The organism is Bradyrhizobium sp. RP6, assembly GCF_003837805.1.
Taxonomy (GTDB): Bacteria; Pseudomonadota; Alphaproteobacteria; order Rhizobiales; family Xanthobacteraceae; genus Bradyrhizobium.
In genome coordinates, this window is sequence record NZ_RQIT01000016.1 from 63,548 (window position 1) to 87,113 (window position 23,566).

The 23,566-nt window shown below is 64.1% G+C and carries 20 protein-coding genes and 1 tRNA gene; 14 read left to right on the plus strand and 7 right to left on the minus strand.

From position 1 onward, the window contains the following. The first annotated feature begins 225 nt into the window (after positions 1 to 225). The 5 genes from EHH60_RS25280 (at position 226) to EHH60_RS25300 (ending at position 5,688) form a co-directional block, all read left to right on the plus strand. On the plus strand, positions 226 to 672 hold the full coding sequence (locus EHH60_RS25280; protein WP_124162125.1) for an SRPBCC family protein: 447 nt from the start codon (positions 226 to 228) through the stop codon (positions 670 to 672). 251 nt (positions 673 to 923) lie between these two features. Then, positions 924 to 2,639 carry a PQQ-dependent methanol/ethanol family dehydrogenase gene (locus EHH60_RS25285; protein WP_124162126.1) on the plus strand — a complete coding sequence of 572 codons (1,716 nt, stop codon included), beginning with the start codon at positions 924 to 926 and terminating at the stop codon, positions 2,637 to 2,639. A 165-nt stretch (positions 2,640 to 2,804) separates the two neighbouring features. After that, positions 2,805 to 3,983 carry a c-type cytochrome gene (locus EHH60_RS25290; RefSeq protein ID WP_199751987.1) on the plus strand — a complete coding sequence of 393 codons (1,179 nt, stop codon included), beginning with the start codon at positions 2,805 to 2,807 and terminating at the stop codon, positions 3,981 to 3,983. Between the two features lie 153 nt (positions 3,984 to 4,136). Then, positions 4,137 to 4,829 (plus strand): response regulator, encoded by a 693-nt coding sequence (locus EHH60_RS25295; RefSeq protein WP_124162214.1) that lies wholly within the window; start codon positions 4,137 to 4,139, stop codon positions 4,827 to 4,829. Positions 4,830 to 4,992: 163 nt separating this feature from the next. After that, on the plus strand, positions 4,993 to 5,688 hold the full coding sequence (locus EHH60_RS25300; protein WP_199751990.1) for a response regulator: 696 nt from the start codon (positions 4,993 to 4,995) through the stop codon (positions 5,686 to 5,688). Between the two features lie 141 nt (positions 5,689 to 5,829). Here the strand turns inward: EHH60_RS25300 and EHH60_RS25305 are convergent, their stop codons facing one another. Continuing rightward, positions 5,830 to 7,182, minus strand: a complete 1,353-nt coding sequence (locus tag EHH60_RS25305; protein ID WP_199752010.1) for a hybrid sensor histidine kinase/response regulator — start codon at positions 7,180 to 7,182, stop codon at positions 5,830 to 5,832. 5 nt (positions 7,183 to 7,187) lie between these two features. Continuing rightward, positions 7,188 to 8,354, minus strand: a complete 1,167-nt coding sequence (locus EHH60_RS25310) for an FIST N-terminal domain-containing protein (protein ID WP_124162129.1) — start codon at positions 8,352 to 8,354, stop codon at positions 7,188 to 7,190. Between the two features lie 262 nt (positions 8,355 to 8,616). Here EHH60_RS25310 and EHH60_RS25315 point away from each other — a divergent pair, with 262 nt between their 5' ends. Together EHH60_RS25315 and EHH60_RS25320 are read left to right on the plus strand one after the other, a co-directional pair. Further along, on the plus strand, positions 8,617 to 10,656 hold the full coding sequence (locus tag EHH60_RS25315) for a methyl-accepting chemotaxis protein (RefSeq protein WP_124162130.1): 2,040 nt from the start codon (positions 8,617 to 8,619) through the stop codon (positions 10,654 to 10,656). Between the two features lie 308 nt (positions 10,657 to 10,964). Further along, positions 10,965 to 12,998: a methyl-accepting chemotaxis protein gene (locus EHH60_RS25320; protein ID WP_245454585.1), complete on the plus strand. Its 2,034-nt coding sequence runs from the start codon at positions 10,965 to 10,967 to the stop codon at positions 12,996 to 12,998. Positions 12,999 to 13,141: 143 nt separating this feature from the next. On the opposite strand, the gene EHH60_RS25325 is transcribed toward EHH60_RS25320, so the two are convergent. After that, positions 13,142 to 13,516, minus strand: coding sequence for a DUF3175 domain-containing protein (locus EHH60_RS25325; RefSeq protein WP_124162132.1), 375 nt, complete (start codon positions 13,514 to 13,516; stop codon positions 13,142 to 13,144). A 181-nt stretch (positions 13,517 to 13,697) separates the two neighbouring features. Between EHH60_RS25325 and EHH60_RS25330 the strand changes: the two genes are divergently transcribed. The 3 genes from EHH60_RS25330 to EHH60_RS25340 all read left to right on the plus strand — a co-directional run bounded on the left by EHH60_RS25330 (position 13,698) and on the right by EHH60_RS25340 (position 17,703). Further along, the gene (locus tag EHH60_RS25330; protein WP_124162215.1) at positions 13,698 to 15,185 is read left to right on the plus strand and encodes an MFS transporter; all 1,488 of its coding nucleotides are present in this window, start codon (positions 13,698 to 13,700) and stop codon (positions 15,183 to 15,185) included. A 4-nt stretch (positions 15,186 to 15,189) separates the two neighbouring features. Next, entirely contained in the window at positions 15,190 to 16,008 is an 819-nt protein-coding gene (gene otsB / locus EHH60_RS25335) for a trehalose-phosphatase (protein WP_124162133.1), read from the plus strand. A 231-nt stretch (positions 16,009 to 16,239) separates the two neighbouring features. Further along, positions 16,240 to 17,703, plus strand: a complete 1,464-nt coding sequence (locus tag EHH60_RS25340) for a trehalose-6-phosphate synthase (protein WP_199751996.1) — start codon at positions 16,240 to 16,242, stop codon at positions 17,701 to 17,703. Between the two features lie 140 nt (positions 17,704 to 17,843). Here EHH60_RS25340 and EHH60_RS25345 read toward each other — a convergent pair whose 3' ends face one another. Beyond that, a complete protein-coding gene (locus EHH60_RS25345; protein ID WP_124162135.1) occupies positions 17,844 to 18,185 on the minus strand; it encodes a hypothetical protein in 342 nt (113 codons plus the stop codon). A gap of 196 nt (positions 18,186 to 18,381) precedes the next feature. Between EHH60_RS25345 and EHH60_RS25350 the strand changes: the two genes are divergently transcribed. Beyond that, positions 18,382 to 18,471 (plus strand) — tRNA-Ser (locus EHH60_RS25350). 107 nt (positions 18,472 to 18,578) lie between these two features. Here EHH60_RS25350 and EHH60_RS25355 read toward each other — a convergent pair. Genes EHH60_RS25355 through EHH60_RS25365 form a run of 3 tightly spaced genes read right to left on the minus strand, consistent with a single transcriptional unit; the run spans position 18,579 to position 21,010 of the window. Beyond that, the gene (locus EHH60_RS25355; RefSeq protein WP_124162136.1) at positions 18,579 to 19,379 is read right to left on the minus strand and encodes an ABC transporter permease; all 801 of its coding nucleotides are present in this window, start codon (positions 19,377 to 19,379) and stop codon (positions 18,579 to 18,581) included. Next, positions 19,376 to 19,972 carry an ABC transporter ATP-binding protein gene (locus EHH60_RS25360; protein ID WP_124162137.1) on the minus strand — a complete coding sequence of 199 codons (597 nt, stop codon included), beginning with the start codon at positions 19,970 to 19,972 and terminating at the stop codon, positions 19,376 to 19,378. The genes EHH60_RS25355 and EHH60_RS25360 overlap by 4 nt, the downstream gene beginning before the upstream one ends. 3 nt (positions 19,973 to 19,975) lie before the next feature. Further along, positions 19,976 to 21,010, minus strand: coding sequence for a Cj0069 family protein (locus tag EHH60_RS25365; RefSeq protein ID WP_124162138.1), 1,035 nt, complete (start codon positions 21,008 to 21,010; stop codon positions 19,976 to 19,978). Between the two features lie 449 nt (positions 21,011 to 21,459). On the opposite strand from EHH60_RS25365, the gene EHH60_RS25370 reads away from it, so the two are divergent. Genes EHH60_RS25370 through EHH60_RS25380 form a run of 3 tightly spaced genes read left to right on the plus strand, consistent with a single transcriptional unit; the run spans position 21,460 to position 23,560 of the window. Next, positions 21,460 to 21,882, plus strand: coding sequence for a rhodanese-like domain-containing protein (locus tag EHH60_RS25370; protein ID WP_502697422.1), 423 nt, complete (start codon positions 21,460 to 21,462; stop codon positions 21,880 to 21,882). After that, positions 21,879 to 23,270, plus strand: a complete 1,392-nt coding sequence (gene chrA / locus EHH60_RS25375) for a chromate efflux transporter (RefSeq protein WP_124162139.1) — start codon at positions 21,879 to 21,881, stop codon at positions 23,268 to 23,270. Before EHH60_RS25370 ends, chrA begins: the two co-directional genes overlap by 4 nt. 56 nt (positions 23,271 to 23,326) lie before the next feature. Next, positions 23,327 to 23,560 carry a PepSY domain-containing protein gene (locus tag EHH60_RS25380; protein ID WP_124162140.1) on the plus strand — a complete coding sequence of 78 codons (234 nt, stop codon included), beginning with the start codon at positions 23,327 to 23,329 and terminating at the stop codon, positions 23,558 to 23,560. Positions 23,561 to 23,566: the final 6 nt, after the last annotated feature.

The window sequence follows — 23,566 nt, forward strand, 5'->3', positions numbered from 1 at the left end:
CTACTCCCTCATTCCGGGGCCCGAGCGGAGCGAGGGAGCTCGGAATCCATCCGGCCGCAGAATCCGCGGGGAAATGGATTCCGGGTTCGTGCCGGAAGGCGCGCCCCGGAATGACGTCGAGTGATGAGAGGTCAGGAAAGCAGCACTAGTACTTCCTGGCGATTGAACGCAGCCGCCTGTCCCCCTAGTCGAGCCCTACAAGCAACGGCAACAAGGGTGGAAGCGATGCAGATGAACGACAGTCAGCGGATCCCGGCGTCCAAGCAAACGGTGTGGGCTGCGCTCAACGATCCCGATATTCTCAGGCGCTGCATTCCCGGCTGCCAATCGCTCGAGATGGCATCGCCGACCGAGATGACGGCGACCGTGGTGCTGAAGGTCGGCCCGGTGAAGGCAACGTTCAGCGGCAAGGTGACGCTGACCGACATCGATGCGCCCAATGGCTATCGCATCGTCGGCGAAGGCGCCGGAGGCGTCGCCGGCTTTGCCAAGGGCGGCGCGAAGGTCAGGCTGGAAGAAGAATCGCCCGACGTCACCATCCTGCACTACGAGGCCGACGCGCAGATCGGCGGCAAGCTGGCGCAGCTCGGCGCGCGGCTGATCGATTCGACGTCGCGCAAACTCGCCGCAAACTTCTTCGACAACTTCGCAAGTTTGGTAGCGCCATCATGATGATCGAAGCGCGATGCCGCCTGAATTCGAGTGCGCATTTCGAGCTGCAAAACAACGGCAAGACGTAAATCGGCACAACGAGATGAGCGGCGAAAACCGCCAATGATTTGCACTACTACCTTCCGCCTATACTAAGCGCGAAAAGGCGATGCTGTAATTCGAACGATAGTTCGCAGGCCAACTGCGCATCACGAGCGCAACGCGCTCAGGCACCCAACGGGGCGTGCACAACAACATCGCGGAGGAAATACATGACCTTTGGAACGAAAGGCTTCTTGGCCGGCATCTCCATGATGGCGATGCTTGCGGCCGTTGCACCGGGCGTTCACGCCAACGACTCCCTGCTCAAGGCGCAATCGGATTCGAACCAGTGGGCGGTTGCGGGCCACGACTATGCCAACACCCGCTTCAGTCCGCTCGAGCAGATAAACACCGAGAACGCCGGCAAGCTGACGCTCGCTTATTCCTTCTCGCTGGCGTCGCTGCGTTCGAACGAATCCTCCCCGATCGTCGTCGGCAACACGCTGTACGTGTCGAGCTCGTGGGGGCCGAAATACGTCTATGCGCTCGATGCGGCCACCGGCGCGCGGAAATGGACCTGGGAGCCCGATATTCCCGAGGACGTGCTGCAATATGCCTGCTGCGACGTCAACAATCGCGGCGTCTCCTATGCGGACGGCAAGATCTTCGTCGGCCGCCTCGACGGCAAGCTGACCGCACTCGATGCCGCGACCGGAAAGTCGCTGTGGACGGCGAAGGTGGTCGACTACAAGCAGGGTTCGGTCATCACCTCGCCGCCGCTCGTCGTGCGCGACAAGGTCATCACCGGTTTCGGCGGCGGCGAATACGGCGTGCGCGGCGCACTGCACGCGTTCGACATCAACACCGGCAAGCAGGTGTGGCAGACCTACACCGTTCCCTCGCCGGACGAGCCCGGTGGCGACACCTGGAAGGGCGACTCCGCCCAGCATGGCGGCGGTGCGGCCTGGCTGGTCGGCTCCTACGATCCGAAGACCGACACGGTCTATTGGGGCACCAGCAATCCCGGCCCCTGGAACACGGCGGTGCGTTCGACCGGCGATGGCAATTTCGGCAAGCTGACCAACCTCTACACCGCCTCGACGCTCGCGCTCGATCCCAACACCGGCAAGATCAAGTGGCATATCCAGACCACGCCGGCCGACGCCTGGGACTATGACGGCGTCAACGAAGCGGTGCTCGCGGATCTGAAGATCGGCGGCAGCACCGTTCCGGCGCTCATGAAGGCCGACCGCAACGGCTTCTTCTTCGTCGCCAACCGTGAGACCGGCAAGGTGTTGTCGGCGGAGAAATACGTCTTCTCCAACTGGGCCAAGAAGTGGGACGTTGCCACGATGCGCGCGGTCGAGGATCCCGACAAGCGTCCCGGGCCGAATCATCCGGCCAAGGACATCTGCCCGAACCTGATCGGCGGCAAGAATTGGCAGCCGATGTCGTTCAATCCGCAAACCGGCCTCGTCTACATCCCGTCCAACAATGTCTGCATGGACTGGTCGGTGAGTGATGTCGCCTACAAGCGCGGTGTGTTCTATCTCGGCGCCGAATTCCCGACCAAGGAAGGTCCCGGCGGCTTCCTCGGCGAACTCGTGGCCTGGGATCCGGTCGCGCAGAAGAAGGTCTGGTCGATCAAGGAAGACCTGCCGTTCAACGGCGGCACGCTGACCACCGGCGGCGGCCTCGTGTTTGCCGGCAACATCCATGGTGACTTCCGCGCCATCGACGCGAAGTCCGGCAAGGTGCTGTGGAGCAAGAATCTCGGCTCCGGCATCGGTGCAGGGCCGGTGACCTACCAGGTCGACGGCAAGCAATATGTCGCGATCGTCGTCGGCCGCACGGCTGCGCTGCCCGCGTTCCTGGGCGAGGTAGGAAAGAAGATGACGGCCGCAGCTCCCGAGGGCGGTTCGCTCTTCGTGTTCTCCGTCCAGTGACCACTCGCGTGCGTATCCCCGAGGTGACGGGATACGCGCGCGCTTTCTCCAGACCGGAGTCGCGGCATCGGCCGAGGCTTGGCGCCGCCGCGCCTGGCGACGAGCTGCGGCCCAACACCGCCAAGGGAAATGCCAAGAAAACGCAAAACGCGAAGGGAGACGAGGATGCGTCCGAATCGTTCTGGCATCGGTGCGAGCCGACATCGCACCATCGCAGGCCTGCTCGCATGCGCCACCGCGGCGCTGGTTGTTGCAGCCTCGCCGCTGCACGCCGAAGAGGCGCAACCGTTCCGTCTCTGCGCCGATCCGACCAACCTTCCATTCTCGAGCGACAGCCCGTCCAGGCCGGGCTTCTATGTCGAGATCGGGCAGGCCCTGGCGCGGGCGCTTGGCCGGCCGATCGCCTATGACTGGTACAAATCCTATTTCGGCAAGCGCACCGTGCGCGTCACGCTGCTCGGCAGGCAATGCGACGCCATGATCGGGCTGCCCCGGTCCGAGGATTTCATGGGACCGGCCGTGATCTTCTCTAACAGCTTCGCGAAGGAGGGCTATGCTCTCGTGGCCGCCAAGGGCCAGGCGCTCGGCGGCATCGACGCCCTCAGGGGCAAGCGGGTTGCCGTGCAGTTCGCCAGCACGCCGCAAAACCTGCTCGCGAGCCGCGACGACATCCAGAAGGTGACGGTGCTGTCGCCCGAGGAAGGCATGCAGGCGCTCGACCAGGGCAGGGCCGACGTCGCCTTCATCTGGGGACCGGTCGCCGGCTGGCTGAACAAGACCAGCTACAATGACCGCTATGAAATCGAGCTTACCGAAGGCGAAGGCCTGTCGTGGGATGCGGCCATCGGCTTTGCGAAGACCTCGATCGAGCTGCGTGACCGCGTCGATGCCGTGTTGCCGCAGCTTCAGGGCACGATCGGCGATCTCGCGGTGAAATACGGCCTGCCGACCGGCGCGCCGGTCCGCTTCGGCGCGGCGACGGCGGGAACGACCATTGGGACTGGAGCCGGCGCGGGCGTCGCCCAGGTCGCCAATGTCGTGGCGACCGAGACCAAGGGCGACGCGGTCGCGCCAGGCGCCCAGGCTGTCGGCGCGGGCAAGGAGATCTTCAACGGAACCTGTGCGCATTGCCACGGTCCCGACGCGATCCAGAGCGAGCGGAAGATCGATCTGCGACTGCTGCGTCACCGCTATGGCGACGAGATGCGCGAGAAATTCTGGACCACCGTTCATGAGGGACGGCCGAACAAGGGAATGCCGGCCTGGAAGGAGGTCTATACCGACGACCAGTTCGACAGCATCTATGCCTTCCTGCTGACGGTCCAGACCGAATCGAACGACTGAACGATCTTGACCGAACCGGATCGGGAGAATGTGGTAGCGTGCATCCAGCGCCATCCCGGCGCCGGACGGGTGCCGGATGGTTCTGCCTCTTCTGTTGCGACGGCGGAGGCCTGTCCGGTGCAGCATTCGGCGGTGCAGTCCTGTGAAGTCGCCATGACCTGCTTCCTGATCATCGACGACCATCCGCTGTTCCGCGAGGCGCTCGGCAATGCGGTGCGGCTGGCCTTGCCGGAGGCGCGGATCTTCGAGGCGATGTCGATCGCGGATGCCCTTCACATCCTGACGGCCGAGCAGGGCAAGGGCATCGACCTCGCGCTGCTCGACCTCCTGCTGCCGGATGCGACCGGCTTCTCCGGCTTTCTGCGTTTGCGCGAAGCCTATCCGCGCCTTCCCGTCGCCATCGTCTCGAGCGACGAGGACCAGCGCGTCGTCCGCGAGGCGCTGGAGCTCGGGGCCGCCGGCTATCTGCCGAAATCGATGTCGAAGCGCGAGCTGGCGCAATCGATCGAGGGCGTGCTGAATGGATCGGTGTCGGTGCCGAAGGATTTCGTGGCTGCGCCGCAGCGGCGCCGGGCCGAGGCCAGCAAGGCGCTCGAGGTCAAGCTGCGCGAGCTCACGCCACAGCAGCTTCGCGTGCTCGATCTCCTGCGGCGCGGCTATCCGAACCGGCAGATCGCCCAGGAGCTTCAGCTCGCCGAATCCACGGTGAAGGCGCACATCACCGAGATCCTGCGCAAGCTCGGCCTGTTCAGCCGCAACAAGGCGATCATCGAGATCGGCAAGGTGGACTTGCCCGATCCGAAGGCCCGGCCCCACGCGCGGGCTGATCGCGGGCGGCCGCAATGACGCGCGATCTCGCGCTTGACATCGTGCTTGTCGCCGCGCTTGACCTGGATCAAGCCGGTCCGACCCGGCCGGGACATTCTCGTTCCGACTTCGGACCGGACGATCGTCTGGACAATAATCGGGGCAATCATCGGGGCAACCATCAGGGAACGGCTCGCGCGTGATGCGATTTCTGATTGTCGAAGACCATCCGCTGTTTCGCGAGGCGCTCGAGGGCGCGCTCCAGATGGTGGCGCCCGCGGCCGAGATCCTTCAGGCGACGTCGATCGACGGCGCGCTCGAACAGGTCGCGGCGACCACCGAACTCGATCTCATCCTGCTCGATCTGTCGATGCCGGGCACCACGGGTCTTTCGGGCATCATCCGCATCCGCAAGGCCTTTCCCAAAATTCCCGTCGTCATCGTGTCCGGGCATCAGGATCCGCAGATCATATCTGGCGCCTTGTCGCTCGGCGTCTCCGGCTACATCCTCAAATCGTCCTCGAAGCAGGAGCTGGCGCAGTCGATCGGCGAGGTGCTGCGGGGCGCAGTCTGTGTCCCTGCCGCCTCTCGCGGGCTGGTCCGCCCGCAACGCGCCGCCGGGCCCGCGCAGGATCTCATCAGGCGCCTGCACGAGCTGACGCCGCAGCAACTGCGCGTGCTCGAAATGCTCAAGCGCGGCCTGCAGAACAAGCAGATTGCCTACGAGCTGAAGATTTCCGAGACCACCGTGAAGGTCCACGTCTCCGACATCCTGCGCAAGCTCAACGTGCTGAGCCGCACCAAGGCCATCGTCGAAATGTCCCGGATTGATTTCGCGACGCTGGCCGGCGAAGGCGCTCCGGCAAGGCGCGAGCATGCACCGCCGGATCGGCAGTGATCTGATTCGTCGCTTCTTGCCATGCGGGATGCGTCACAGCGGGCAGGCAATTCGTCCACATGTCAAAGCCATAGAATGATGTAAAATGTTACCGGTACTGTGCAGGGGGTTGTTTTGCGACTTTGATGTGAGCCGCACGCTTCAGCTCAGCAGGAACGACAGCAGCGCCCGCATCTCGGCGGGCTTGATCGGCTTCTTCAGCACTTCGAGGCCCTGCAGGCTCGCCTGCTTCGCCGCCTGCTCGGAATAGTCGGCGGTGATGATCATGGCGGGCGTGTCGAGCTTCAAATGCTCCCGGACGTCGGCGATGGCCGACAGGCCGCTCTCGCCATGGTCGAGATGGAGGTCGGCAATCACGACATCCGGCGCGCCGAGCTCGCTGAGGCGTACCAGCGCGTCCGCGGCCGAACGCGTGGTCGCGACATCGCAGCCCCATCCCTCCAGCAACGCGGCCATCGCCTCCGAGCCGTTCGGATCGTTTTCGATCAGCAGGATCTTGGCGCCTTCGAGCCCGCTATAGTCGTAGGGCCGCTCGGCGAGGTTGACCTCCTGCACCTCGTCGTCGACCTCGGCGAGGTCGGCGCGCTGCAGCTCCAGGGTGAAGGTCGATCCCCTGCCGAGCTGCGACGACAGCCGCACCTCGTGCCCGAGCACGGTTGCGAAACGGCGCACGATCGAGAGGCCGAGCCCGAAGCCGGCCTGGTCGGTCGCAATCGCCTCGCCGCGCTGGAACTCGCGGAAGATCGCCTCCTGCTGCGCCTGCGCAATGCCGGGCCCGGTGTCGGAGACCTGGACGCAGATCCGGTCGCCGCGCGGCCGGCATCCCATCACGACACCGCCGCTGCGGGTATAGCGAATGGCATTGGCGAGCAGGTTCTGCAGGATCCGCCGCAGCATCATCGCATCCGACCTCACCGCCAGCTGTGAGGTGCGGATGCGCAAGGACAGGCCTTGCCGCGCGGCGACCGGCTCGAATTCGTTGCGGAGCTGCTCGAACAGCGGCGCCAGCGCGATCGCGCGCACATCGGGCTTCAGCGCGCCGGCGTCGAGCTTGGCGATCTCCAGCAGCGAGCGCAGCAGGTCCTCCAGCATCACCAGCGAGCGGCTGGCCTGGTCGATCAGCACGCCCGCCTCCTGCGATTCCATCAACTCGGTCAGCGCGGACAGCGTCAGGCGCGCCGCGTTGAGCGGCTGCAACAGGTCGTGGGTGACCGAGATCAGCACCGAGGACTTCAGCGAGCTCGCCGCCTCCGCCTGCTGCTTGGCACGGTAGAGACCCTCATTCGCAAGCTCGACCGAATGCAGCGCCTCGCGCAACTGGTGCGTCCGGTCGCGAACCTTGTGGTCGAGCGCAATCGCGGTTTCGAACAATGAAAAGGCGTTGAGCTGCTGGTCCATCGAGCGCTCGACGCGGGACATCAGTGCGGCATTGATCTTCCTCAGCTTGGCGGCCTCGCGACGCAGCTGGTCGACCGTTTCGGGGCCTTGCCACATGTCCGTCACGATGGGCGCCTTCCGATCGCAACCCCCGTGAAGGTCTGGTTCACATGCATGGAGCCGAACTGCTCGCCATAGGTGTGAAAGCCGACGACCCGATTCTGCCGGTAGAGTTCGGACATGTCGCGGGCGAGCTGATGCTGCTCGGCGTCGAGCCGCCGGAACAGGCACTCGAAGCCGATGTAGAGCGAGACGTCTCCGATCTCGTCGTGGATTTCGGCGAAGGTCTCGCGGGTCGCGCCGACCAGGCTTCGCGATGTCGCCGCCGTCAGCACCATGCCCTCGTCGATGGCGCAGAAGAAATGCAGCGAGCCGTCCGGCTCGACGCGCTGGATCGAGCGCGCGTAATAGGAGCCGCCGACGCGGACCAGCACCGGATGCGAGGCAAAGGAGAACGGATCGAGCTTGGCGTCCATGATCCCGACTACGCGCGAATATTCCTGGGCCGCAGGCTCGGCGTTCAGCTCCCGGACCGTCCGGCTTTCGATGTCGGCTTCGGTGACCACCATCTTCTGCGGGCTCGGCTCGAAATTGTCGCACTTGAAGACGCGGAACGGCAGCGAGGTGTTCAGCAGAATCAGCAGGGCGGCATTGGTGTGTGCCTCGCCGTCGAAGAACACCCAGGTTCTCTCGAAGCGCAGCCCATCCCCTGCGGACCCGCCGACAACAGGAATGTCGTCCAGCGATGCATAGATCGCGGACATCAGCGCTTCCTCGCGCCGGCACAGGCCGTCGATCAGGACCAGTCCGAACGGATTGCCTCGGCCGACCTGCGGCGTCGCGCGCAACAGCTCGTGCCGGAGCTCGACGCCGATCCGGCGGCCGTCCTCGACCTGGAAACTGTCGAGGTTGAGGATGGGCCGCACCACCGCGGAGAAGTCGGCGCGGTTGAACGCCAGCGCCACGACGCTGTTCTCGTCCCAGCCATCGGGGGCAAGCTCGCCCGCGGTGGTACAACCGCAGACCCGGGTGTCGTCGAACCGTCGGGTGATCTCGGCGATGAAGTGATGAGGATCGTAGCTCGGAGAGAGGAACACCAGGATCAGTGCCAACTCGTCGGAGGGGAGCTGGGCGGCCAGCTCGGCCACGGCTTCATCGACGCTCGCAGCCTTCGACTTGGCCACGGCAACGCCAGACGCACCGCCAAACCGAAAGTCGGTTTGCCCCACTCCGTTTCTCTCCTCGAGGACCAGCTCGGTCTAACGCCAAGTGCCTGATAAGTATTCAAGAGTAAGGCGTTTTCCGGTCAGCTGCAACATGGCCCCCGACCCCTTGCAATTCCGGACAAGCGTGTGGCGGAGCTCTCGTCGAGGGTGCGGGCCGGACGGATTTACCACCCCTTGACGATTCTGCCCTAATTTCCCGTACGGTTCGGAAGGGGCTGCTTCCGGGCCGCAGAATCGCTGCAAGAACATGAGCTGGGGGTTGGGAATGTCCGGGCGTATCGCGTCGCCGTCCAAGCGCACATTGTTTCCGACCCTCAGGTTCCGCGCAAAGATCATTCTCGGCTTCGCCGCCGTGCTGGTGATTTCCGCCGGCAGCATGGCTTTCTCCTATCTCGGCTTCGAGCGGGTCGCCTCCGGGGTCGGGTCGTACCGCAGCAGCGTTTCCGAGGCCGATCTCGCCCGCAACATCGATCGCGAGCTGCTGGCCTATCGTTCGGCCGCCCGTTATTTCGTGGTGACCGGCAAGGAAGACGACGCCAAGGCGGCGCTGGATACTGAGGGCAGCCTGAAGAACGCCATCGACCAGGCGGTGAAGGGCGCCAAGACACCGGCGCGGCAGGAGAGCCTCGACAAGCTCGCCAAGGAGTTTTCCAACTTCTCCGCGACCTTCGCAAAGGTGCTCCAGGCCAAGCGCGACAGTGCGCTGCTGGTGCAGAACCAGCTCAGTCGCAACGCCAATCTCTTGAAATACAAGCTCGACGATATCGGCAACAACGCCTCCGACTCCGAAGCGCAGGCGATCGAGTTCGGCACCAAGCAGGTCAACGCCCAGTTCCAGACGGCGAGTGCGGCGGCGACCAATTTCGTGCTGACCTCCGACCAGTCGATTGCCACCAGCGCGCTGGCGCGGCTGAAATTCGTCGAGAACTCGCTCGGTGCGATCTATTCCATGGACGACAAGGTCGTCGCCGGCCTGAAGGATGCCAAGGCGCTGCTGGGGGCCTATCGCGAAGCGCTGGAGAAGCTGATCGCCAATGCCAAGCTGGTCGATGATCTCGTCACCGAGATGAACGGCTTCGCCGGTACGATCCAGCAAGGAGCGACCACCATGAAGGCGGAGCTCCTCGCCGAACAGCAGCGGCTGGATTCGGAGTCGGAAGCGACCATCGGACAGACCGAGCAAATGGTGCTGATGCTGGCCGTTGGCGGCACCCTGGTTGGGATGGTACTGGCCTTCCTGCTCGGCACCGGCATCTCGCGTCCGATGATTGCGATGTGCAAGGCGATGCGCGAGCTTGCGTCGGGCAATTTCGACGTGGTGCTGCCCGGCCTCGGCCGCAAGGACGAGATCGGCGAGATGGCCGGCGCGGTCGAGGAGTTCAAGGTTCAGGCAGTCGCCAAGGCCGAACGCGACGCTACCGCCAGCGAGGTCCAGAATCGGGAGCAGGCCGCAAGTCGCCGCGCCGAGCTGATCCGCTTCGCCGACGATTTCGAGAGCGCGGTCGGCGCCATCGTCTCCAACGTCTCGGCCTCGGCCGTGCAGCTGGAATCGGCGGCTTCGACGCTGACCCGCACCGCCGAGACCACGCAGAGCCTGTCGAGCCAGGTCGCCGGCGTCTCCGAGCAGGCGTCCAGCAACATGCAGTCGGTCGCGACCGCGACGGAAGAGCTCTCGGCCTCGGTCGAGGAGATCGGCCGCCAGGTCCGCGATTCCAGCCGCATCGCCGAGGCTGCCGTGGTGCAGGCCAAGGAGACCGACGGGCGCATCGGCAAGCTGTCGCATGCCGCCCAGCAGATCGGCGAGGTGGTCAAGCTGATCACGGCGATTGCCGAGCAGACCAACCTTCTCGCGCTTAACGCCACCATCGAGGCGGCCCGCGCGGGCGAAGCCGGCCGCGGCTTTGCGGTGGTTGCGAGCGAAGTGAAATCGCTGGCGAGCCAGACGGCGAAGGCAACGGACGAGATCTCCTCGCACATCGCGGGCATGCAGGGCGCCACCGCCGAATCGGTCGCCGCGATCAAGGAGATCGGCGCGACCATCGGCCAGATCTCGTCGATCTCGACCTCGATCGCGAGCGCGGTCGAGCAGCAGGGCGCCGCCACCCAGGAGATCGCCCGCAGCGTCCAGACCGTGGCGCAGGGCACTCAGACCGCGGCCACCGATATCGGCCAGGTTAACCGCGGCGCCGCCGAGACCGGCTCGGCCTCGGAAGAGGTGCTGAATTCGGCCAAGACCCTGTCGAGCGAAAGCACCCGTCTTCGCGCCGAGCTCGACCGCTTCATGGCGAATATCCGGGCGGCATAGGTTCGCGGCCTCCGAGGTCCGCGCTGCCGCAACTCCGGTATGGGTCTTGGATCAGCGCTTCGCTTCCGCGCAGCGCTGCGCGCTGTCAGGAGGCTCGCCGGTCCCGGACGACAGCAGAGGATGGCGGCCGTCAATCTGTAACGGCGGGAGAAAGCGCGCCTTAACAATTCCCTTCGTCGCCTAACCGCCAGTTGCGGCGCCACAAATTTACTACAGCTTATCCTTTGCCCCGTAACGTGCAGAAGAGCCGGGAAGCGGGCTGCTTCCGGGTTGCGCCTGGTTTTCCGCGAATGGAATGGGGTGGGGGAATGTCTGCTACGTCGAAGTCGAGCAAATCGAAGCTGCCAACGTTGCGCTTTCGCGCAAAAATCATCCTCGGCTTTGTGGCGGTGCTAGCCATCCTCGCCGTCAGCATGGCGTTCGCCTATTTCGGCTTCGAACGAATCGCAGGTGCCGTGGCGTCCTACCGCACCAGCGTATCCGAAGCCGACTTGGCGCGAACGGTCGATCGCGAACTGGTCGCCTATCAGGGGCTGGCAAGGGCCTATACCCTGACCGGCGCGGCGGATGATGAGACCGCAGCCAAGGCCGCTGAAGGCAATCTGAAAGGCGCGATCGCCAAGTCGATGGCGGCGACGATCGGCGCCGCCCGCCGTGAGCAGGTCGGCAAGCTCGAGGCCGAGTTCCAGAATTTTACGAAAGTCTTCGGCGAGATCATCACTCTGACGCGCGAGAACAACAAGATCGCGGCCGACGAGCTCAACAGTGTCGGCAACAAGATCCGCTTCAAATTCGACGATCTCGCCGACACCGCGGCTCTGGCGGGCCTGAACTCGGTCCAGACCACGGCCAAGGACGTCACCTCGCAATATCTGGCGGTCTCCACCTCGGTCGGCGCCTTCGTGGCCAAGCCGGAGCCGAAGACCGCCGACGGCGTGATCGCCCGCATCAAGTTCCTCGAGACGCTGCTGGTCTCCATCTACGCGAATGACCAGAAGATCACGGACCGCGTCAAGGAGATCGGCGATCTCCTGAAGCAGTACCGCACCTCGTTCGCAAAGCTGAATGAGAACGTGAAGGTCATCATCAAGCTGAACGGCGAGATGACCAAGACGGCTGCGACCATCCTCAAGCTCTCGGCGGAGCTGCGTTCGGATCTGACCGCCGACCAGCAACGCATCGAGGCGAGCGCCAATTCCACCATCGTGGAAACCGAGCAGCTGATGCTGATGCTGGCGCTGGGCGGGCTGGCCGTCGGCACCGTGCTGGCCTTATGGCTCGGCAACGGCATCTCGCGTCCGATGATTGCGATGTGCAAGGCGATGCGCGAGCTTGCGTCGGGCAATTTCGACGTGGTGCTGCCCGGCCTCGGCCGCAAGGACGAGATCGGCGAGATGGCCGGCGCGGTCGAGGAGTTCAAGGTTCAGGCAGTCGCCAAGGCCGAACGCGACGCTACCGCCAGCGAGGTCCAGAATCGGGAGCAGGCCGCAAGTCGCCGCGCCGAGCTGATCCGCTTCGCCGACGATTTCGAGAGCGCGGTCGGCGCCATCGTCTCCAACGTCTCGGCCTCGGCCGTGCAGCTGGAATCGGCGGCTTCGACGCTGACCCGCACCGCCGAGACCACGCAGAGCCTGTCGAGCCAGGTCGCCGGCGTCTCCGAGCAGGCGTCCAGCAACATGCAGTCGGTCGCGACCGCGACGGAAGAGCTCTCGGCCTCGGTCGAGGAGATCGGCCGCCAGGTCCGCGATTCCAGCCGCATCGCCGAGGCTGCCGTGGTGCAGGCCAAGGAGACCGACGGGCGCATCGGCAAGCTGTCGCATGCCGCCCAGCAGATCGGCGAGGTGGTCAAGCTGATCACGGCGATTGCCGAGCAGACCAACCTTCTCGCGCTTAACGCCACCATCGAGGCGGCCCGCGCGGGCGAAGCCGGCCGCGGCTTTGCGGTGGTTGCGAGCGAAGTGAAATCGCTGGCGAGCCAGACGGCGAAGGCAACGGACGAGATCTCCTCGCACATCGCGGGCATGCAGGGCGCCACCGCCGAATCGGTCGCCGCGATCAAGGAGATCGGCGCGACCATCGGCCAGATCTCGTCGATCTCGACCTCGATCGCGAGCGCGGTCGAGCAGCAGGGCGCCGCCACCCAGGAGATCGCCCGCAGCGTCCAGACCGTGGCGCAGGGCACTCAGACCGCGGCCACCGATATCGGCCAGGTCAACCGCGGCGCCGCCGAGACCGGCTCGGCCTCGGAAGAGGTGCTGAATTCGGCCAAGACCCTGTCGAGCGAAAGCACCCGTCTTCGCGCCGAGCTCGACCGCTTCATGGCGAATATCCGGGCGGCATAGGTTCGCGGCCTCCGAGGTCCGCGCTGCCGCAACTCCGGTATGGGTCTTGGATCAGCGCTTCGCTTCCGCGCAGCGCTGCGCGCTGTCAGGAGGCTCGCCGGTCCCGGACGACAGCGGAGCAGTCAGGGGACGCCATTCGGGCCTCACTCCTTCCCGAAGGCCCGCTTCAACTCGACCTTCGCGCGCTCCAGTCGCGTTTGCTGCGTCTTCGGCAGCGTCTTGCCGGCGCGGTTGATGTAGAATGTCAGCATCGACAGCGCCGAGCGATAGGCGCCGGTCTTGCGACGCGAGCTGTGCTCCGCCGAGCGTTTCAGGGAGGCTGCGATCTTCCGGGGATCCCTAAGCTTGAACACTCCGCGCTTGAGATCGAGCGCGTCGCTCTCCTGCGTTACCCGTTGCGACCAGCGCTTCGGTGCTGCACGGCGATTTGACCTCTTGCGCGTCGTGCTCGCCTTGCGACGCGCGGTGTTGCGCGCGCCTGTCTTCCTTGAATGTGTCGTCTTTCTGACGTGAGCCATGCGTCAACTCCTTGCGGCTCCATCGGAAACGAGCGGTGCCAACGGGCGTTCCCATGGGAACCTGGCCTCGCCGCAGGCGTTGTCGCAAGGTGGCAGGCGAATTGCCGCACCCCGATGATCGGATCGACCCGTCCACATCGCGTGAGAGGGGTCCTTTCCATTGATCAGACGCAACAACCCGATGGAATTGCAGCAAAGCCCAGCGCTGAACTATGCACCCGTAGTCCCGGCGGCGACCGCGACCGACCGTATCGTCGAGACCAGCATTCCCTCGCGGCTGGACGCGCTGCCGTGGAGCGGCTTCCACACCCGTGTCGTGCTCGCGCTGGGCATCACCTGGATTCTCGACGGGCTCGAGGTGACTCTGGCCGGTGCACTCTCCGGTGCGCTGAAGCAGAGCTCGTCGCTGCACTTCTCCAATCTCGACATCGGCATCGCCAACTCCGCCTATCTGGCGGGTGCCGTGCTCGGCGCACTCGGCTTCGGCTGGTTGACTGATCGCATCGGCCGCAAGAAGCTGTTCTTCATCACGCTTGCACTCTATCTCTCGGCAACGGCCGCGACCGCTCTGTCATGGGATGTCGCGAGCTACGCGCTGTTTCGTTTCCTCACCGGCGCCGGCATCGGCGGCGAGTACACCGCGATCAATTCGACCATCCAGGAATTGGTGCCGGCGCGCTATCGCGGCTGGACCGATCTCGTCATCAACGGAAGCTTCTGGATCGGGGCCGCCATGGGCGCCGTGGCGGCCATCGTACTGCTCGATCCCGCGATGATCGGGCCCGATCTCGGCTGGCGCCTGGCTTATCTCATCGGCGCGACCCTCGGCCTCATCGTGCTGTTGATGCGAATGTGGATTCCGGAAAGTCCGCGCTGGCTGATGATCCATGGCCGTCCCGACGAAGCCCATGCCATCGTCGACGGGATCGAACGCTCGGTGATTGGGCATGATCAGGACCTGACGGACGGGCGCTTCACGAAGATGCGCCTGAGGATGCGTGATCACACGCCGATCAGCGAGGTCGTGCATACGTTGTTCTCGGCCTATCGCCAGCGCGCGGTGGTCGGCCTCGTGCTGATGAGCGCCCAGGCGTTCTTCTACAACGCCATCTTCTTCACCTTCGCGCTGGTGCTGACCGACTTCTACGGCATCAGTGCCGATCACGTCGGCTGGTACCTGCTGCCTTTCGCCGCCGGCAATTTCCTCGGGCCCCTGCTGCTCGGCCGTCTGTTCGATACGCTCGGACGCCGCACCATGATCATGTTCACCTATGGCGCATCGGGCGTGCTACTGGCGCTATCGGGTTATCTGTTCTCGATCGGCGTGCTGAGCGCGCAAGGGCAGACCGCGGCCTGGATGGTGATCTTCTTCTTTGCCTCGCCCGCTGCGAGCGCGGCCTATCTGACCGTCAGCGAAACGTTTCCGTTGGAGGTTCGCGCGCTGGCGATCGCGGTGTTCTATGCGGTCGGGACCGGCATCGGCGGTGTGATCGGGCCGGCGCTGTTCGGCGCATTGATCGACACGGGATCACGCAATAGCGTGTTCGCCGGCTATTTGCTGGGGGCAGCCCTGATGATCGCGGCTGCGATCGTGGCGTGGCGCTACGCCGTCTCCGCGGAGCGCAAATCGCTCGAACAAATCGCGCGGCCGCTCGCCTTTATGGAGTAGACTGATGAAATCGGAACTTGCGGAGATGGCCTTGGACCAGAAGCGTACCATGCTGGATGACGATGCGCCCGAAGCGGTGCCGGTGCCGCATGCGCTGATGCCGCATCTCGACGAGATCGCCATCCTGCTCGACATCGACGGCACGTTGCTCGACCTGATGCCGACACCGCGCGAGGTGTGGGTGCCGCCGGGCCTGTCGGAAACGCTGGGCAGGCTGACCGAGCGCACGTCCGGAGCGCTGGCGCTGGTCAGCGGCCGGTCGCTCAACGACATCGACCTGATCTTCGCGCCGGACGTGTTCCGCGCCGTTGCCGGCCACGGCGCGGAGATGCGGCTGTCGGTGGACAACGAAGCGGATGATGTGCACGCGCCGCCGCTCGACAAGGAGCTGAAGCGGCGCCTGGCCGCCATTGCCAAGCTCAGCCCCGGTATTCTGCTCGAGGACAAGGGCTACTCGCTCGCGCTGCATTACCGTCTGGCGCCGCATGCGGAGAAGGCGATCTACGAATCCGTCTCGTTGATCCGCGCCGACCTGCCCAATGCGCCGATCGAGGTGTTGCCCGGAAAGTTCGTCTGCGAGATCAAGCATTCCGGCTTCACCAAGGCGAGCGGCGTGCGCGAATTGATGAAGCACGAGCCGTTCAGGGGACGGCGCCCATTGTTCATCGGCGATGACGTCACCGACGAGACGGTATTCGCGATCATGCCCGACATGGACGGACTCGCCTTCTCGGTCGGTCGCCGCGCCATCGGTGTGAACGGACACTTCGATGCGCCGAGCGACGTGCGCGCATTTCTCGCGCGACTGCTTGATCCGAGGTGAAACCAAGGCAGCGCCACTTCGCGGACATGAATATCTCTAGCGCAGCCCACTGCGCGCCGCGATGCCTGCTGCGCAGCAGGATCGGAAATGCTGTCTTTGCAACGAAATTCCAGGGTTCCGCAAGCGAAACCAGTTCCAACGCGCGCGCCCGATTTTGGTTGAAACGATGATCAGGAACCATATTGATGAACGGCAGTTAAACGGGGTGGAATGAACAGGAGGGGACGACCTGTGAACTTAGTTGTCGTTTCAAATCGCGTCGCGCGCGGCAAACCCAACGAGCCCATGACGGGCGGCCTTGCCGCGGCACTGCTTCCCGTGGTGGAACATTCTGGTGCGATCTGGGTCGGTTCCTCCGGCCGGGTGCGTGATGGTCATCAGAAGGAACCCTTCGCAGAGATCGAGGCGCTCGGAACGGGTGCGATTGCGACGCTGGACCTGCCGGCGGCGCATTATGGCGGCTATTACGAAGGCTTTGCCAATTCGGCCCTGTGGCCGGCATTGCATTCGCGCAGCGATCTGATCCGCGTCTCGCGAGAGGATTATGTCAGCTATCGCGAGGTCAACGCCTTCATGGCGCGCGCTCTGCTGCGCTTCCGAAAAGCCAAGACAGCGTTCTGGGTGCAGGACTATCATTTCCTCGCGCTTGGCGCTGAGCTGCGCGACCTCGGCGTCGATGATCCGATCGGCTTCTTTCTCCATACGCCGTGGCCCGTCGCCGCGGTCGTGCAGGGCGTGCCCAACCATCGCGAACTGATCACGGCGATGCTTGCCTACGATCTGCTCGGCTTCCAGACCGAGGAAGATCGCCAGAATTTTCTCGGTTATGTCGGCGGTGAGCTCGGTTTCGCCATCGAGGATGGCGTTGCGATCTCGCAGCATGGGCGCACGCGCTGCGAAGTGTTTCCGATCGGAATCGATGCGGAGAAGTTTGCGCAATACGCTGCGAAGTCCGCCTCGCATCCCGATGTGTCGCGGTTGCGGCGCAGCCTCAACGGCGAGCGGCTCGCGATCGGCGTCGACCGGATCGACTATTCGAAGGGGCTCGTCAACCGCATCAGCGCGTTCGACCGGCTCTGGACCGAGCAGCCGCAGTTTGCGCGCAGCATCTCGCTGCTCCAGATCGCCAATCCCTCGCGCGGCGGCATCGAAGCTTATGGCACTCTCCAGAACGACGTCGCGCGCCTCGTGACCGACGTCAACGGCCGTCATGGCGAAGTCGACTGGACGCCGATCCGTTATCTGAACAAGGGCTTCAGCCAGGCCGTGCTCGCGGGCCTCTACCGCACGGCGCAGATCGGCGTGGTGACGCCGCTGCACGACGGCATGAACCTCGTCGCCAAGGAATATGTCGCCGCGCAAAACGCGGCCGACCCCGGCGTGCTGGTGCTGTCGAAATTCGCAGGCGCCGCCAACGAGCTCGACGCCGCATTGCTGGTCAATCCGCACGACATCGACGGTATGGCGCGTGCGATCGCGGTCGCGGCCGCCATGCCGCTCACCGAGCGCAGGATGCGCTGGGATGCGATGATGAAGAAGCTGCGTGGCCACACCATCCAGCAATGGTCCGCCGACTTCGTCGCTGAGCTCGAGAAGTGCCGGACGGAGAAGGCGGCGGCCGCCCCGCTCGCAGCCCAGCCGCCGCAGGCGCTGCGCTGGCTGAAGTCCGCGATATCAGGCGTGCGGTTGATTTAGGATTTTCGCAGGCTCTATCCACGCGTGATGGCCGGGCATTCCTCGGCCATCGCGTCCTGCTATGCTGATCCGGGAACGTGGATGCCCGTGACGAGTCAGGACGAGCCCGGCATAAGGGCCGACGGCGAATGGCGCGAACCTCAATAGCAATACGACACGCCGTCCAGAATCGCGCATTGCCGCTTGTTCGGCGCGTTGGGATCGTCCAGCGGCACCACGCCCTTGCCCTGCCCGACGAACACGCCGGGCCCGACATGGACCGAGCTTTTGTTGCCGACGATCACGCTCTGATGCGGTGTCGAGCTCGAACGCGTGCCGTCCGGCCAGAGGATGGCATCGCCCGAAAGCACCCCGCGCCGGCCGTCGTCGCAGCTGACGTCGACTCCTTGCCGGGTGCACACCTGCGCGGCGGCGGGCACGGCGAGGGCGGAGCCGATGGCCGAAATCAGGCCAAGGGCGGCGATGGTCCTGCAGATGGTCATGGCGTCCCCGATCGTGTTTGGCGGCTTCTCGTGAATCGTCGCGCCAAACCCGCCTGCGGTTCAGCCGATTGGCGGGCCAAGGGACACGTAGCGCGCCAGATATTATCCTGTAAATACAATAAATTGCGGAAAATCGCCCGATTTGCCCCGCGATCCCTTGCAAAATCATTGGCGCCCCTTCAAGAGAGGGCGCTCCGGAGAGATGGCCGAGTGGCTTAAGGCGCACGCTTGGAAAGCGTGTGTGCGGGAAACCGTACCGTGGGTTCGAATCCCACTCTCTCCGCCAAACAGGCCGAAAAGTCCTTAGTTTCCAGCTCGTAGTGAAGTTAGCTGTTTGTCAGCCCATATGCTGGCCCATACTTAAAGAAGCTGCCGGCTGCCCGGTGCGGGATTCTACCCAGACGCCTCAATGCGGTCGAGGCGTAGACGGTGCCGATGGTCGGTCAGCAGTCGAGCACCACCCAGCACAGCGGCCAGCGTTCCGAGCCCCGTGCCACCAGCGATCAGGAACATGATCAGCAATTGATATTTTACTGCATCGACTGGCTCGACACCCGCAAGGATCTGGCCAGTCATCATTCCCGGCAGGGAAACGAGGCCGATCGCCGCCATACTGTTCATGATCGGCATGAAGCCGCTTCTCAACGCGTCCCGTATGAGAGGCAGCAGGGCTTCGTGTCGGGTGCCGCCGAGCGCGAGACACGCTTCTACGGCGGCCCGCTCGCGAACCAGGCTGTTCGTCAGCACGTCTAGGCCGAGGCTTATTCCGGTCATGGTGTTGCCCAGCATCATGCCCAGCAAAGGCAGCGCGTATCGCGGATGATACCAAGGATCGGGGCGTAGCTCCGTCAGGAGTGCGAACATCGTGACCGTACCCGCAGCGAGCAGCGTGCATCCGGTGCCGAGGCCGTACTTCCAAACGCCCTGAAGGCGCCGCTTCTGCCGCGCGACGATCTCTCGCGAGGCGAAGAGAACCATGATCAGGGCGGCGAGAGCGGTCCAGAGCGGGGACACGGCAGCAAACAGGAATGTCAGCACGTATCCGACGAGGACGAGCTGCACCACCATGCGCACGGTCGCAATGGCCAGCTGCCTCTCTAGCTTGAGCCGGAGAACAAGCGAGAAGACGCCGTCCATGACGACAAGGAGCGCCGGCAGGACCAGATTGCCGTACGAGAGCTGGATATAGGTCACGGCAGGCTTTCCTCGATGCTGCCGTCGGGCCTCATTGCAAGAATCCTTGACCCGACGCGGCGGGCTTGGGCGTCGTCGTGGGTACTCCAGAGGACACTCGCTCCATCCGAGATGCGCTCGGCAATCACACCTTCCACGGCCGCAGCGGCTGCCGGGTCGAGGGCCGAAGTCGGCTCGTCCAGCAGAAGCACCCGCGATCTCAGCATGAGCGCCCGCGCAAGTCCCAACCGCAGTCTCTCGCCGGTCGAAAGTCTTTGGATGGACCACGCTCCGCAGTCGTCCGGCAAGCCCAGTCGCGCGACCAGCGGGAGGGCATCCCCCCAGGCCGTGAAGTGTTCCTGCACGGTGTCGGACCACCAACCCGGCTCGGCGGCGAGGTAGGTCACTCGCTTTCGCCAGGCGGGGGCCGGCATCGCTTCTCGGAGCGTTCCGTCCAGCCTGACCGTTCCCTCGTTGGGATCGAGATCCGCGATGGAGCGGAGCAGCAACGTCTTTCCGACCCCGGAGGGCCCTTGCAGGGCGACGCATTCGCCGTCCTGCAAGTCGAATGACACGAAGATGTGCAGGCGCTTGAGCCCGCTGACCGTCAGCATGCGTCAAAGCTTGAGCTGCAGCCGGTCGGCAACCCGCCTGGCGATCTCCGCCGGCGCCTCGTTCGGGTAAGGATGCACCGAGCTGACATTGATCTCGCCGAGCACGTAGCTGTCGCTCCCGTCGGCCTGGACGGGACCGAGCATGAAGTCGGCGTCCCAAATCGCGGGAAGGTCATCTGGCGCGATGTCCAGCAGCGAAGTTAGCTGCGGCGTCCACTCGTCCTCCATCAACCGTCGCAGCCGCTGAAAGCGCGGGTCTGCGTTCGAACTGTAGAGCCGCGGTCCGACCTCTGAACGCGCGGCGGGCGAGTCGACAAGGGCTTTGACTTTGTGGTGGCCGAAGCCTGCGCAGCGGTCGCCTGCCATGTAGCAGCGCACCACGCCCTCGCTCAGGCGAGGCTGGAACGCCTGGTCGATCACACTGCCGTTTTCGAAATACTCCCCGCAGCGACGCACGAAATCATCCAGGGTCAGTTCCTCGGGCGCGTCCTTGGTCGCGTCCAGCACCCTGACCATGGAGGAGATAGGCAGCTTCTCGACCTTCCAGACACCTTGGCCGCCGTTGCCCCGGTTGCGCTTGATGACGCGCGGACCGCCAGCGAGCCGCGCCGGCAGCTCGGCGCGCATCGCCGCGGCGGTTTGATAGAGCGCCGTGTCTGACCCCCAGCCCATCGAGCGGGTGCGATAGAGAACCTCCTTGGTGCCCATCTTGAGGATGACGTCGGGATGGGCGCTCACCCACACGCCCTGCGCCCCGACGTCGCGCAGCAGGGCGTCGAGACCGGCGCGGTTTCGGCCGTCTTGAATTGGGTTAACCCAGACGAGCACGCCGTCAACTGCGAGCAGTTGTTCACAGACCGCGTCGGCAAAGCTTTCGTCGTAGATCGCTGGGCGTCCCTCGACGCCGACGGCGGCGAGCGCCTCGAAGACGTCAACGAAGCGGCCGTTTTTTGAGGTCGCGTCTCGACGCGCGGCGGCGTCTCCGCGCGAGAGAATGGCGATGGTACGTCGGGGAGAGGGTTTTCGTTCGGTATCCATGCGCAAGCTCCACGTGTTGCGTGCTGCGCAGAACTTGGACCGAAGTCTCGCCGGGAGTCTGCCTGGTCCCGGACCGGCAGCCTACATGAACTGCTCCGGACGTTTCAAGATCGTAGCAAGCAGACCTTGATCTGGCTCAACAACGTTTGTCCTCCCCAGTTGAACCGTGGGAGCATGAAAGATACGGACCGACCAGAACGAGATAGAGAAGTTCCGGAGCCCAAGCCTTGGCGTCTGGAGGAAGCCGTAAAGATCATCGAAGAGTATGCGAAAGATCTCCGGGAAATCATCAAGAAGCTAGGTCGGAAACTTCATTGAGGCTTAAGGTGACGGCCTAGTTCCTTAGTTCGGATGAAATCACCGTAACGCTCTTCTGATAATTTCTGGAATCCTTCGCTGCCCCGCGGGTTGACAGCCCGGTCAACTGGGCTTTTATTCGCAGCTCGGGGATGTGCGATCTCCCCGCGAGGCGTCATGCCCAAGAATCGCGTCCTGATCACCAAGGGCGCAGCATGTCAGCATCGTACTCCTCCATTTCACCCGATAAATTGTCTCGATTGGTCGGAACCGCGGCCGCGCCGACGCTCATCGATGTACGCATCGACGAGGATTTCTCGGCCGATCCGCGCCTGATCCCGGGCGCGGTGCGGCGCTCGCATCTTGACGTCCACCTGACGGGCCAGTCCGTCGTCGTGGTCTGCCACAAGGGCAAGAAGCTCAGCGAAGGGACCGCGGCTTGGCTCCGTTGCTGCAACGTTGCCGCCGAGAACCTTGAAGGTGGTCAAGTCGCCTGGAAGGAAGCGAACCATCGGTGGTGCCGCGATGCGACGAAGGAGACGCATAACTGGCCGACGAACAAGGTGAAGGCATGACCGATTTCGCTGCAACCCAGAAGGTCGGCGCAGATGCGCCGGCCCACGGCATCACCTTCAACGAAGCGCTCCTTGTGTGGATGCGAGTGGCTATTTTGAGCTTCGGTGGGCCAGCGGGACAGATCGCTGTCATGCATCGTATTCTGGTCGAGGAGAAGAATTGGATTTCGGAGAGCCGTTTCCTGCATGCCTTGAACTACTGCATGCTCTTGCCGGGACCCGAAGCGCAGCAGCTTGCCACCTACATCGGTTGGCTCCTCCACCGGACTATCGGTGGCCTGGTCGCGGGCGGATTGTTCATCGTGCCCGGCATTTTCGCCATCATGGGGCTCAGCTACATCTACGCTGCCTACGGCAATGTAGGCTTCGTCGAGGCATTGTTCTTCGGCCTCAAGGCGGCCGTGCTCGCCATCGTGATTCAGGCAGTGGTCCGCGTCGGCAAACGTGCACTTCGCAATCCAATCATGGTCGCGCTGGCGGCAATCGCCTTCGTCGCGATCTTCTTCTTTGGAGCGCCGTTTCCGCTGATCATCGTTGCGGCAGCCGTGATCGGCTTTGTCGGAGCCCGGCTTGGCCGGCCGGAGTTCGCGGCGCTGGAGCATGGCGGAAAGAACTCCGCCGTGATCGACAGCATGCTGGGTGAAGGGATTCCGGACCACGTTCGGCCGAACACGGCGCGCACGCTGCGGGTCCTGGCCGTATGGCTCGCTATCTGGCTCGTTCCCGTCTTCGCACTTCTGATCATGTTCGGTCCGAACGAGGTCTTCAGCCAGATCGCGATCTTCTTCAGCAAGATGGCGATGGTGACGTTCGGCGGTGCCTACGCGGTACTGGCTTATGTCGCGCAGCAGGCCGCGGACTATTACCACTGGGTTACTCCGCGAGAGATGCTCGACGGCCTCGGCATGGCCGAGACGACTCCCGGGCCCCTGATCATGGTCGTTCAGTTCGTGGGCTTCATGGCCGCTTTCCGCGAGGCGACGGGGCTCTCCCCGATGGTAGCGGGAACGCTCGGCGGACTGTTGGCGACGTGGGTCACCTTCGCGCCCTGCTTCCTCTGGATCTTCGTCGGGGCGCCCTACATCGAGGCGCTGCGAGGCAACAAGGCACTTGCCGGCGCGCTCTCGGCAATCACCGCCGCCGTGGTCGGCGTGATCCTAAACCTGTCGATCTGGTTCGCGCTCCACACGCTGTTCCGGCAGACGTTTCCGGTCCAGGGATTCGGCTTGTCGTTCGACGCACCAGTGCTGACCAGCATTGACCTGCCAGCGCTCGCCTTGTCAGTAGCCGCGGCCACCGCGATCTTCCGGTTCAACATTGGAATGCTCGTCGTTCTAGCCGCTTCCTGCGTCTCGGGCATTCTGCTTCGATTGGGAGGCGTCATCTAGGAACACTGCTACGCACAGCCTTCACCTGGGGCAGGGGCAACACCAGGAGAGCCAACATGCGTACACGTGCAATCCTTGAAGCAGCCATCTTGCTCGCGATGGCAAGCGGATGGACGCCCGCTCACGCCCTGAGCCAGGACGAGCTGATCGCCAAGATCCAGGCGGCCGGCTACTCGCAGGTGCAAGACGTCAAATCGACGGCCGAAGGCATCACCGCCAATGCGGTGAAAGACGGCAAGCCCGTGAAGCTGCTCGTCGACAGCAGTGGCCAGATCAAAGAGCGCAATTGAGCGCGA